This is a genomic window from Arthrobacter crusticola (assembly GCF_004357995.1).
GTDB classification, from domain to species: Bacteria; Actinomycetota; Actinomycetes; order Actinomycetales; family Micrococcaceae; genus Arthrobacter_D; species Arthrobacter_D crusticola.
The window spans coordinates 232,242-244,531 of record NZ_SMTK01000002.1; the positions used below are offsets into that span (position 1 = coordinate 232,242).

Below are 12,290 nucleotides of genomic sequence, written 5' to 3' on the forward strand. Positions count from 1 at the left end.
GGCGGTTCCCAAGGTCACACGACGTATGAGGAGACTTTCGTATCATGGCAGAATCCGGTTACGACTACGTCATTGTCGGCGGTGGAAGCGCAGGTTCAGCGCTTGCTAATCGATTGAGTGCCGACGGTAACCGGACAGTGCTTGTGCTTGAGGCAGGACGCAGCGATTATCCGTGGGATTTATTCATCCAAATGCCGGCCGCCCTCACATTTCCCAGCGGCAACCCCTTTTATGACTGGCGTTACCAGTCGGACCCGGAACCCCACATGGGGGGCCGCCGCATTGCGCACGCCCGCGGCAAGGTGCTGGGGGGATCGAGTTCGATTAACGGAATGATTTTCCAGCGGGGCAATCCGTTGGACTACGAACGCTGGGGCGCGGACCCCGGAATGGATTCCTGGGATTTCGCCCACTGCCTTCCCTATTTCAACCGCATGGAGACCGCGCTGGCCGCAGACGCCGATGATGAACTGCGCGGCCATTCCGGGCCGCTCAAGCTCGAACGGGGACCGGCGACCAACCCCTTGTTCAAGGCGTTCTTCGAGGCGGCCCAGGAGGCGGGCTACCCGCTCACCGACGACGTCAACGGCTATCGGCAGGAGGGGTTTGCCGCTTTCGACCGGAACGTCCACAAGGGGCAGCGACTCTCCGCCTCACGGGCGTATCTCCGCCCCGAACTCCGCCGCCGCAACCTCACCGTGCGCACGCGGGCACTGGTCACCAAGGTGAACTTCAGCGGCAATGTCGCAACCGGCGTCACCTACCGCAGGAACGGCCGGCTCCACACCGTGGCTGCCGGTGAGGTCATCCTTTCCGGTGGAGCCATCAACACCCCGCAGCTGCTGCAGCTCTCGGGGGTGGGCGACAGCGCACACCTTTCGTCGCTCGGCATTGAAACTGTTGCCGATCTGCCCGGCGTTGGGGAGAACCTCCAGGACCATCTCGAGGTGTACATCCAGCACGCGTGCACCGAACCGGTGTCGATGCAGCCCAATCTCAGCCCCTGGCGGTATCCGTTCATCGGGCTCCAGTGGCTGCTCGGCCGCACCGGCCCGGCGGCCACCAACCACTTCGAAGGAGGCGGCTTCGTCCGCTCGAACGATGAGGTCGCCTACCCGAACCTCATGTTCCATTTCCTCCCGGTCGCGGTGCGCTACGACGGCCAGAAGGCCGAAGCCAAACACGGCTACCAGGTGCATATCGGCCCCATGTATTCCGACGCCCGCGGCACCCTGAAAATCAAATCCACGGACCCGACGGTCCACCCCTCGCTGCTGTTCAACTACCTCTCCACCGACCAGGACCGCCGGGAATGGGTGGAGGCTGTGCAGGTAGCCCGTGACATCCTCGGCCGGCCGGCGATGTCCCGGTTCAACGGAGGCGAGATGTCGCCGGGGCCGGGCATCCGCACCGATGCGGAAATCCTTGAGTGGGTGGCCCGCGACGCCGAGACTGCCCTCCACCCGTCCTGCACGGCGAAGATGGGCCCCGAATCGGACCCTCGGGCGGTGGTGGACCCCTTGAGCATCAAGGTCCACGGCACGGAAGGACTCCGGGTCGTCGATGCATCGGCGATGCCCTATGTCACCAACGGCAATATCTACGCGCCCGTGATGATGCTCGCGGAAAAGGCGGCGGACCTGATTCTTGGCAACGCACCCCTGGCCCCGCAGCACACGGACTTCTACCGGCACGGCAGCAGCCCGCTGGCCCGCAGCTGACCCGCCCGTTGCCCCAAGGAGAACCATGACCGATATCTCGACCCAACTCCTTCGCGGACTCTATGTCGGCGGAGAATGGCAGCTGCCCCGGGACGGCCGAACGCGCCACATCAGCAACCCCGCCGACGGCAGCCCCGTGGCCGTCGTCGCCGAGGGCAGCGCCCCCGACGCCGAGGCGGCGGTCGCCAGCGCGCGGAAGGCGTTCGACGACGGCGGCTGGCCGGGGACTCCGGAAAGGGAGCGCGGGCGCATCCTCGGGCGCGTCGCTGACCTGCTGGAGAGGGACAAGGCCGGTTACGCGCGCGCCGAGGCCCTCGACACCGGCAAGCGCTACGTCGAGGCGGAATACGACCTCGACGACATCATTTCCTGCTTCCGCTACTACGCCGGCATCGCCGGAACGGACAGCGGGCGGGTCATCGACACGGGCAATCCCGCGGCCCTCAGCAGGATCGTCCACATGCCGGTGGGTGTCTGCGCCCTGATCACCCCGTGGAACTACCCGCTCCTCCAAGTCTCCTGGAAGGTCGCACCGGCCCTCCTCGCCGGCAACACCTTCGTGCTGAAACCCAGCGAGCTGACGCCGTCCACGGCGATCCTGCTGATGGAGACGCTGTCCGAGGCGGGGGTCCCCGCGGGTGTGGCGAACCTGGTCACCGGTACCGGCCCGGACGTGGGGGCCACCCTCACCATCGATCCCCGGGTGGACCTCGTGTCCTTCACCGGCGGGCTCGCCACCGGCAAACGGATCATGGAGGCCGGGGCCGGCACGGTGAAACGGGTGGCGCTGGAGCTGGGCGGAAAGAACCCGAACATTGTCTTCGCCGATGCCGACCGGGAAGCCGCGCTCGACAACGCCCTGACCGCGGTGTTCCTCCACTCCGGCCAGGTCTGCTCCGCCGGAGCGCGGCTGATCGTCGAGGAGTCGATCCACGCTGACTTCGTGGCCGAACTGGCACTGCGTGCTCGCACCATCCGTCTGGGTGGTCCGTTCGACGAGCACGCGGAGGCCGGACCGCTGATCTCCTTCGCCCACCGCGACAAGGTGCACGCCTACGTGCAGGCGGGCATTGCTGAAGGGGCGCGGCTCGTATGCGGAGGATCCGTGCCGGACGATCCAGACCTCGCCGGCGGCAGCTACTACCCGCCGACCATCCTCGACGGCTGCACCACCTCCATGAAAGTGGTCCAGGAAGAGTCATTCGGACCCGTGCTCACCGTCGAAACCTTCCGATCCGAGGAGGAGGCCGTCCGCCTCGCCAACGACACCGTCTATGGGCTCGCAGGAGCAGTGTGGACCGGCGACGGATCCCGCGCCCAGCGCGTCGCCGAGGCGCTGCGCCACGGCACGGTCTGGATCAACGACTACCACCCCTATGTTCCCCAGGCCGAGTGGGGCGGTTTCGGTCAGTCCGGAAACGGCCGCGAACTGGGGCTCCTGGGGCTGGCTGAATACCGCGAAACCAAGCACATCTGGCAGAACATCGAGCCCGGCCCCAGCGGCTGGTTCGGTTCAGCGGAAGCGGGCTGACAAGGACGTCTGCCCGATGGAGGGCCGGCTCCGGCCGGCGGGTTCATCCGCACCCCAAAGCGGAAGAGGCGAGCGCCGATCCACGGCGCAGGCTGGCATCATCGCGCGCTATTTACCTTAGGAGCTCGGATGTTAGATCGGAACAGAACGGCCGATTCCAGTGGCATGGAGGAATTCGGCTACACCCAAACGCTTGACCGGAGCATTGGAAAATTCTCGAGTTTCGCCGCCGGGGTCAGCTATATTTCAATTCTCACAGGCGTCTTCCAATTGTTCTATTTCGGCTTCGGGACGGCCGGTCCGGCCTATGCCTGGTCCTGGCCCATTGTTTTCGCCGGTCAATTGATGGTGGCGCTGTGTTTCGCGGAATTGGCCGGCCGGTACCCCGTCGCGGGATCCGTCTACAACTGGGCGAAACGGCTCAGCACCGGGACCTGGTCCTGGCTCTCCGGCTGGCTGCTGCTCGTCTCCTCCATCGTGACCCTCGGGGCTGTTGCCCTGGCCCTGCAGCTCACGATGCCGCAGATCTGGTCGGGGTTCCAGATGGTGGGCGACGGGACGGGACCCTACGACTACGCCGCCAACGGCGTCATCCTGGCCACCGTTCTGATCGCCATCTCCACCCTGATCAACGCCTTTGGTGTAAAGCTCATGACCCGGATCAACAGCGTGGGGGTCTTCATCGAACTCTTCGCCGCCGTGCTGCTGATCCTCGCTCTCGGCTGGCACATCCTCCGCGGCCCCGGCGTGATGTTCGAACCCAAGGGGTTCGGCGCGGATCACCCGATGGGCTTCCTCGGCGTCTTCCTGATCGCCGCCATGGCGTCGGCCTATGTCATGTACGGCTTCGACACCGCGAGCTCCCTCGGCGAGGAGACCAAGGACCCGAAGCGGACGGCGCCCCGTGCCATCCTGCGTGCCATCACCGCTTCCTTCATACTGGGCGGCCTCATCATCCTGTTCGGCATCCTCGCCGCGCCCGACCTCGACGACCCCAAGCTCGGAGCCGTTGACGGCGGCCTGCAGCACATCGTGCTCTCGGTGCTCGGCGGGCCCTTCGGCAAGGCCTTCCTGGTCTGCATCGTCATCGCCATCACCGTGTGCACCCTCGCCGTCCACGCCGCCGCCATCCGGATGATGTTCGCCATGGCCCGGGACAACAACCTGCCGTTCAGCAGGCAGCTGGGCAGGATCCACCCCGTCCGGAAGACGCCGACGGTCGCGGCGATCGTCATCGGCCTGCTGTCAATCGTGCCACTCCTGGTCAACATCGGCCGGCCGGCGATCTTCACCATCCTCTCAAGCATCGGCATCGTCCTGATCTACCTCTCCTACCTGCTGGTCACCGTGCCGATGCTGCGCCGGCGGCTGCAGAAGAAATGGCCGGTGGCCGACGACGGCGCCGGATCCGGCTTCAGCCTCGGCCGATGGGGGCTGCCGGTGAACATCCTCGCCGTCCTCTGGGGCGGAGCGATGATGGTGAACCTCGTCTGGCCCCGGCAGGAGATCTACAACTCCGTGCCTCCGTTCGAGTGGTACCTCCAGTGGGGCGGTGTGCTGTTCGTCGGTGCCGCGATCCTGGGCGGCCTTGCCCTGTACCACTTCCGGATCCGCCACCGCACCGGGGTGCTGCCCGAGCACCTCGCCCCGCAGCATCCCGCGCCGGTCCCCCCACCGGAGGATGACGGCCTGGATGCCGACCTCCAGACCGCCCGCTAGTTTCTGCACCTCCTCCGACCGGCACGGTGAAGGACCCGCCCCTCGGGAGGCGGGGCCTTCACCGTGCCGGGGTGCCCAGCCGCCGGGTTCCATGACCTGGCGGAACCACCGCGTCACGACAAGGCCCCGCCTCCGTACAGAGGCGGGGCCGTTGCGGTGACGGCGCCGGGACGGCGCGTTGGCAGAAATCGGGACTCAGCCGCGCAGGCGCTCCATCGCCGGATCGAACAGGGGCTCGGCCGCCACGGTGGCCCGGACCCGCTCACCGAAGTACTCGATCTCCACGGAGTCCCCCTCGGCCACCGCGGCCGGCAGCCAGGCGTAGGCGATCGGCCGGCCGATCGAGTAGCCGTAGGCGGCGCTCGTCACATAGCCGGCGGCCTCGCCGTTCACGTACACCGGCTCCTTGCCCATCACCACCGAAACGCCGTCGTCGACCGTGAGGCAGCGCAGGGCCCGAACCGCTGGCTCCTCCCGGCGGGAAGCGAGGGCACCGGCACCCCGGTAGCCCTCCTTGTCCTTGCTGACCGAGAAACCGAGCCCGGCCTCGTAGGGGGAGTGTTCGGAGGTCATGTCGGCACCCCACAGCCGGTACCCCTTCTCGAGGCGCATGGCGTTGAACGCACCGCGGCCGGCGGCGATGATGCCGTGTTCCTGGCCCGCCTCGAACAGGAGGTCCCACAGCCGAAGCCCGTGCTCCGCCGTGGTGTAGAGCTCCCAGCCGAGCTCGCCGACGTAGGAGAGGCGCATGGCGGTGACGGGGATGCCGCCGATGCTGACCTCCTTGGCGCGGAAGTAGCGCAGCGCCTCGTTGCTGACGTCGTCGTCGCTGACCTTGGCCATGACGGTCCGCGCCAGCGGCCCCCACAGGCCGATGCAGCAGGTGGCCCCGGTGATATCGGCGATGTGAACCCACGCACCGGGTTCGGCGGCTGCCTGCTGCCGTGCCTCGCGGCGCAGGTATTCGAGGTCGACATTGCTGTTGACGCCCAGCTGAAAGCTCTCCTCTCCGAGCCGCGCCACCGTGACGTCGCTGCGGATGCCGCCGTCGTCGTTGAGGAGGAGGGTATAGGTGACGGCGCCGGGCTTCTTCGCGATGTTTCCCGTGCTGAGCCGCTGCAGCAGCGCCAGGGCGCCCGGCCCGCTCACCTCGAGGCGCTTCAACGGCGTCATGTCAAAGAGCCCGACGGCGGTGCGGGTCCGCCACGCCTCGGCCGCCGAGATCTCCGAGTGGAACATTCCGGCCCACGCGCTGCGCGGCGGCGCCTGCCATTCCTCCGGGAGCTCGGCGAGCAGCGGGCGGTTGGCCTCGAACCAGTGAGGGCGCTCCCAGGCCGCCGACTCCAGGAAGTACGCCCCGAGTTCCCTCTGGCGGGAGATGAACGGGCTGACGCGCAGTCCGCGCGGGGATTCCCGCGGCTGCAGCGGGTGCAGCACGTCGTAGATCTCCACGAAGTTCTGTTGCGAGGTTTCACTGACGTAGGCATCGCTGGTCTGCACCTTCTCGAAGCGGGTCACCTCGCACCCGTGGAGGTCGGTGCGGGACTGCCCCTCGACGAGCAGCTCCGCCATAGCCTTGGCCACGCCGGCAGAGTGGGTGACCCAGACCGCCTCCGCTACATAGAAGCCGTCGACCTCGGCGGATTCGCCAAGGAGCGGACCGCCGTCGGGGGTGAAGGAGAAGATCCCGTTGAAGCCCTCGTCGATCTGCGCCCCCTGCAGCGCGGGGAGCAGCTCCTGGCTGTCCTTCCACGAGGGCAGGAAGTCGGCTTCGGTGAAGTCGAGGCGCGACGGCATGCGGTGTTCGGACATCTCCTCGGCGCCGACGCGGGGGAGGGTGTCGAGGTCCACGGGCATCGGGCGGTGGGCGTAGCTGCCGATCCCGATCCGGTCCCCGTGTTCCCGGTAGTAGAGGTCCTTGTCCTGGTGGCGGAGGATCGGCAGCCGCGCGCCACCGGGCTCGTTCTGTGCGCCGTGCCCGGGCAGCGGCGTCGTCCGAACGTACTGGTGGGCCAGGGGAAGCAGCGGCAGCTTCATGCCGACCATCTTCCCGACCTCCCGGCCCCAAAAACCCGCGCACGTGACGACGATGTCCGCGGGGACCACGCCGTCTGCGGTCTCGACGCCGGTCACCCTGCCGTTGGACTGGGCGACGCCGGTGACGGGAGTGGAGCCGATGAACGTCACTCCTGCCTCTGAGGCGCGGCTGATGAGCAGCTGGACGGCCCGGGCGGCGGAGGCCAGGCCATCTGTCGGTACATACAGCCCGCCGAGCACCGCGTCCGGCTTCAGCAGCGGGTAGTGCTTCTCGCACTCGTCGGGGTCGATCAGCCGGGCTTCGATGCCCCAGGAGGTCGCAAATCCCAGCCTGCGCTTCAGCTCGCCCAGCCTCGCCCCGGTCGTGGCGAGCTCGAGCCCGCCGACCTGATTGAAGCAGGAGGCCCCGCCTTCCCGCAGCGAGAGCAGTTTGTCCACCGTGTAGCGGGCGAAGTCCGTCATGGTCTTCGAGGGGTTGGTCTGGAAGACGAGGCCGGGCGCGTGCGAGGTCGACCCGCCGGCAAGGTGCAGCGGCCCCTGCTCGAGGACGGTGATGTTGCTCCAGCCTCGGGTCGCGAGTTCGTCGGCGAGGTTCGCTCCAACGATGCCGGCGCCGATGATGACTACGCGGGGTGATGCGTTCATTCAGGTTCTCCTGGGTGGGCGTCAGCGGAATACGACAGTGCGGGTGTTGCTCAGCAGGACCCGGTGCTGGCAGTGCCACCGCACGGCCCGGGCGAGCGCTTGCGATTCGGCATCGCGGCCCACCGTCACCAGGGCGTCGGCGTCCTGGGTGTGGTCAACCCGGAACACTTCCTGCTCGATGATTGGCCCCTCATCGAGGTCAGGGGTCACGTAGTGGGCGGTGGCACCGACCAGCTTCACGCCCCGGTCGTACGCCTGGTGGTAGGGCTTGGCGCCCTTGAAGCCGGGCAGGAAGGAGTGGTGGATGTTGATGGCGCGCCCGCGCAGTGCGGTGCACATACCGTCGGAGAGCACCTGCATGTAGCGGGCGAGCACCACCAGGTCCGCGTCGTATTCCTCGACCAGGTCGAGCAACCTGCGCTCGGCCGCCGGTTTGGTGTCGGCGGTGACGGGCACGTGGATGAAGGGCAGGCCGGCCGCCTCCGCCATGCCCCTGAGGTCCTCATGGTTGGAGACGACGACGGCGAGCTCCGCGCCGAGGCTGCCCGCCTTCCAGCGGGAGATCAGGTCGTTGAGGCAGTGGCTGAACCTCGAGACCATCACCAGCACCCGCTGCGGGCGGCCGTCGTGGATGGTGAAGTCCATCCCGAACTCGGCGGCGACCGCCGCAAACTCTTCGGTGAGGCCGGCGGCGGTCACCTCGGCCGACTCGCCGGTGAAGGCGGTGCGCAGGTACAGGTTTCCGCTGACGTGATCGTCGAACTGCTGGTGCTCGACAATGTCAAACTCCCGGTCGGCAAGGAAGCAGCTAATTGCCCGGACGATGCCAGGGCGTTCCGGGCAGACGAGGGTCAGCACGAACTGGGCGGTGCGGGTCGGGGGTGCTGTCACGGAGCCGCCGGAGGGGCGGCGTCCAAGAGCAGTTGTCACAAATTCTCCTACTGGGTGGTTTCGGCGGCGAGAGGACAGCGCTGCTTGCCGGTGGCACAGCGCTCGTCGCATTGATGCTTGGTGACCAGGTCGAACTGCGCGCCCCGGTGCTGGCTGACTCCGGAGCGGACGGCCCGTTCGACGACGGAGCTGGCAAGGCGCCGGCGCAGCGACAGCGGATCCCTGCGGAGATCCCGGGTGAGGGCGAAGCAGAGCAGCAGCATCACCAGGACGAAGGGAAGGGCGGCGATGATCGTGATCCGCTGGAGCCCGGAGAGGGCCTCCGCCGGTTCGTCACCACCGGCCATCAGCATCACCGCCGCGACCGCCCCGGTGAGGACGCCCCAGAAGATGACCAGGCCGCGGGTCGGGTGCTCGGTGCCGTTGGAGCTGAGCGAGGACATCACCAGGGAGGCCGAGTCGGCGCCGGTGATGAAGAAGATGGCCACCAGGACCATGGCCAGGATCGCTGTTGCGGCGGCGATACCGCCGGAGATGGGAAGGTTCCTCAGCAGGTCGAACAGGGCGCCGTCGAAGGAGATCGAGGGTGCGCCGTCGACAATGGTGACGAGCCCGTCGTCCGGGTCATCGGTTGCGTCGGCCGCCTGCTGGACGCCGAAGGCGGCTCCGCCGAAGATGCCGAACCAGATGACGCTGACCATGCTCGGCACGAGGAGGACGCCGGTGACGAACTGGCGGATGGTCCGGCCGCGGCTGATCCGGGCGATGAACATGCCCACGAAGGGCGTCCAAGAGACCCACCAGGCCCAGTAGAAGATGGTCCAGCCGGACATCCACTCGCGCAGCGCCTCATCACCGACGGCCTCGGTGCGCGACGCCATTTCGGCGACGTCGCGGGCGTAATCGCCGATGGCTGCGGGGATCAGGTTCAGGATGAACAGGGTGGGACCGGCGACGAACACGATCAGGGCGAGGAGGACGGCCAGCACCATATTGATGTTGGCGAGCCATTGGATGCCGCGCCGGATGCCGGAGACGGCAGAGGCAACGAAGCAGACAGTCAGGACGGCGATGATCGCTACGAGCACCGGGGTGCCGAGTTCGCCGACCCAGCCGTTGGAGGCGAGGCCGCTTCCGATCTGGAGCGACCCGAGGCCCAGCGACGCGGCGGTGCCGAAGAGTGTCGCGAAGATCGCGAGGATATCGATGAACTTGCCTGCCGGGCCTTCAACCGTCCGGCGGCCGAACAGGGAGGTGAAGGCGGCGGAGATCAGCTGGCGGCGGCCGAGGCGGTAGGTGCCGTAGGCGATGGCGATGCCGACGACGGCGTACATCGCCCAGGGATGGAGCGTCCAGTGGAAGATCGAGGTCGCCATGGCGGTCTGGATGGCGGCCGGCGTCTGCCCGTCCACGGTTCCGGGCGGCGGCGACACATAGTGGTAGAGCGGTTCGGCCACCCCGTAGAACATCAGGCCGATTCCCATGCCCGCCGCGAACATCATGGCGATCCAAGAGATGGTGCGGAACTCCGGCTTCTCCCCGTCCTTGCCGAGGGGAATGTCCCCGAAGCGGCCCAAAGCCAGCCAGAGCACGTACACCACGAAGAGGGATGCCAGGGTGATGAAGAGCCAACCCGTGTTCCGCATGACCCAGTTAAGTGCCGTCTGGGAGGTGGAGGACATGCTTTCGGTGCCGAGGAAACCCCACAGCACAAAGGCAAGGGCCAGCGCACCGGTGATCCCGAAGATCACCTTGTCGAGCCCCGCCGGGCGGGCGGGCCGGGCAGCCGTGGACTCCGAACGCCCGGTGCTCTGCTGCAGTTCGTCGAGAATCCGCTCATTGTCTTCGCTGGGCGGGAGGGGTTCATAGCCGGCAGGGTGCAAGGATCCACCCCGAAGGCCATTCTCCGTGCCTGGTGCGACAGGGATTTCGTTGCTGGTTGCCATGGCTCTTCCTTTGGATGGATGCTCGGGCGGGTCAGAGCTGGCCGTTGATGCTCAGTCCGGGCGGGAGGTTGGGGGCATCGCCTGACTCGCTGACCATAATGTCGCCGTCGACCACTGTTACTTCATGGACGCGCACGGGAAGCTTGGCCGGCGGGGCGTCCACCCTGCCCGTCCGCAGGTCAAACTTTGAGGCGTGGAGTGGGCATTCGACCTCGCAGCCCTCGACCCACCCATCGGCGAGTGAGGCGTCCTGGTGGGTGCAGGTGTCATCGATCGCGAAAAGCTCGCCGTCCTCCGTGTGGAAGACGGCGATGGGTGGCGAGGTGTCGAGACGCAGGGCATCGCCCGGCGCCAGTTCGGTGAGGGGGCATGCCTTATGCATGAAGGTGGCCTCTCTGTGGTGAGGAGCGGTCCCGGCAAGCGGTTGTTCCATATGAATCAACAAAGTCCGCGATAAGCAACAGAGTGAGCTATATCACAGGGGATGTCAAGGGTTGCTTGAGGATAGACGACCTCTTGACATGATATAGGAGCTCCCTGCAGAGTGTTCCGTATGACGAAGCACGTTGCGCATTACGCACAGCCTTCCGAGGAGTTGATTTGCAGACGCTGGTGATCGTGGGGGCGTCCCTCGCGGGGCTTTCGGCAGCACGGGCAGCGCGCGCCCAGGGGTTCACCGGGCAGCTGGTTATCATCGGGGACGAACTGCACCGCCCCTACGACCGGCCCCCGCTCTCAAAGGATTTCCTGCTCGGCAGGATTCAGGCCGAGGAGCTCGGCCTCGAAGCGGACCTCGACGAACTGCAGGCCGAATGGGTGCTCGGTGCGCCGGCAGTCTCCCTTGACGCCGCAACGCGCACCGTCCACCTCAAGGGTGGACGATCCATCGAGGCCGACGCGGTGGTCATCGCGACCGGAGCCCGGGCGCGGACGCTTCCATGCCTGGCGGGGCTGCACAATGTCTTCACCCTGCGGACGATGGCCGACGCGCAAAACCTCGCCCCGGAGCTTGTGGCCGGCAGCAGGTTAACCATCATCGGCGGTGGATTCGTTGGCGCCGAAGTCGCGGCGGTAGGGGTCGCCCGCGGCATGGAGGTCACCATCATCGACACCAAGCCCGTGCCCTTCGCCGCCCAGCTGGGTGAAGAGATGGGGGCGCATGTCGCGGCACTCCACCGGGCCAACGGCGTGAACCTCCTGTCGGATGCGGCAGTCGAGGACTACTACTGCACCGAAGGCAACGTCACCGGAATGCGGCTCGCGGACGGGCGGTACGTCCCTGCCGACGTCGTCGTTGTCGGGATCGGCGCGGAACCGAACACCGAGTGGTTGAAGGGTTCGGGCGTCCTGCTGCACGAAGGCGTCGTCTGCGACGGCATGGGACGCACCAATGTGCCCGGCATCGTCGCGGTGGGAGACTGCGCCGCCTGGTTCGACAATTCCCGTGGAAGCCACCGGCGGCTGGAGCACTGGACCGGAGCGCTCGAACGTCCGGCTCTCGCCGTCGCCGCCCTGCTGGATGCGGATGCCCCTCAGCAGCCGATGCGGCCCGGCTATTTCTGGTCCGATCAGCACGGGGTGAAGCTGCAGTTTGCGGGCGACCGTGCCGGCTCCGACCGGCTGCGGATCGAGGCGGGTGACCCTTCGGTCCACAGCTTCCTCGCCGTGTACTACAGCGGCGACCGCCCGGTGGCCGTTCTCGGGATGAACCAGCCACGCCTCTTCACGAAGTGGCGCCGCTCCCTGAGCACCACCCCGGTTCTGGCCGGGGCCGTCTTGTCGTCCTGATCGTTGCTTTCT

8 protein-coding genes are annotated in these 12,290 nt (G+C 67.1%); 4 read left to right on the forward strand and 4 right to left on the reverse strand.

The window, feature by feature from the left end:
• Positions 1-44: 44 nt before the first annotated feature.
• The 3 genes from betA to E2F48_RS05100 all read left to right on the forward strand — a co-directional run bounded on the left by betA (position 45) and on the right by E2F48_RS05100 (position 4,971).
• Complete coding sequence (gene betA / locus E2F48_RS05090) at positions 45-1,721, forward strand: choline dehydrogenase (protein WP_133402926.1); 1,677 nt, start codon at positions 45-47, stop codon at positions 1,719-1,721.
• Between the two features lie 25 nt (positions 1,722-1,746).
• A complete protein-coding gene (locus E2F48_RS05095) occupies positions 1,747-3,252 on the forward strand; it encodes an aldehyde dehydrogenase family protein (protein WP_133402927.1) in 1,506 nt (501 codons plus the stop codon).
• A 165-nt stretch (positions 3,253-3,417) separates the two neighbouring features.
• On the forward strand, positions 3,418-4,971 hold the full coding sequence (locus tag E2F48_RS05100) for an APC family permease (RefSeq protein WP_246018528.1): 1,554 nt from the start codon (positions 3,418-3,420) through the stop codon (positions 4,969-4,971).
• Positions 4,972-5,166: 195 nt separating this feature from the next.
• Here E2F48_RS05100 and E2F48_RS05105 read toward each other — a convergent pair whose 3' ends face one another.
• Genes E2F48_RS05105 through E2F48_RS05120 form a run of 4 tightly spaced genes read right to left on the reverse strand, consistent with a single transcriptional unit; the run spans position 5,167 to position 10,872 of the window.
• Positions 5,167-7,653: a GcvT family protein gene (locus E2F48_RS05105; RefSeq protein WP_133402929.1), complete on the reverse strand. Its 2,487-nt coding sequence runs from the start codon at positions 7,651-7,653 to the stop codon at positions 5,167-5,169.
• 21 nt (positions 7,654-7,674) lie between these two features.
• Positions 7,675-8,583 (reverse strand): formyltetrahydrofolate deformylase, encoded by a 909-nt coding sequence (gene purU, locus E2F48_RS05110; RefSeq protein ID WP_425455747.1) that lies wholly within the window; start codon positions 8,581-8,583, stop codon positions 7,675-7,677.
• Between the two features lie 8 nt (positions 8,584-8,591).
• Entirely contained in the window at positions 8,592-10,490 is a 1,899-nt protein-coding gene (locus E2F48_RS05115; protein ID WP_133402931.1) for a BCCT family transporter, read from the reverse strand.
• A 31-nt stretch (positions 10,491-10,521) separates the two neighbouring features.
• Positions 10,522-10,872 carry a bifunctional 3-phenylpropionate/cinnamic acid dioxygenase ferredoxin subunit gene (locus E2F48_RS05120; RefSeq protein WP_133402932.1) on the reverse strand — a complete coding sequence of 117 codons (351 nt, stop codon included), beginning with the start codon at positions 10,870-10,872 and terminating at the stop codon, positions 10,522-10,524.
• A gap of 218 nt (positions 10,873-11,090) precedes the next feature.
• On the opposite strand from E2F48_RS05120, the gene E2F48_RS05125 reads away from it, so the two are divergent.
• Complete coding sequence (locus tag E2F48_RS05125; protein WP_133402933.1) at positions 11,091-12,278, forward strand: NAD(P)/FAD-dependent oxidoreductase; 1,188 nt, start codon at positions 11,091-11,093, stop codon at positions 12,276-12,278.
• Positions 12,279-12,290 lie beyond the last annotated feature (12 nt).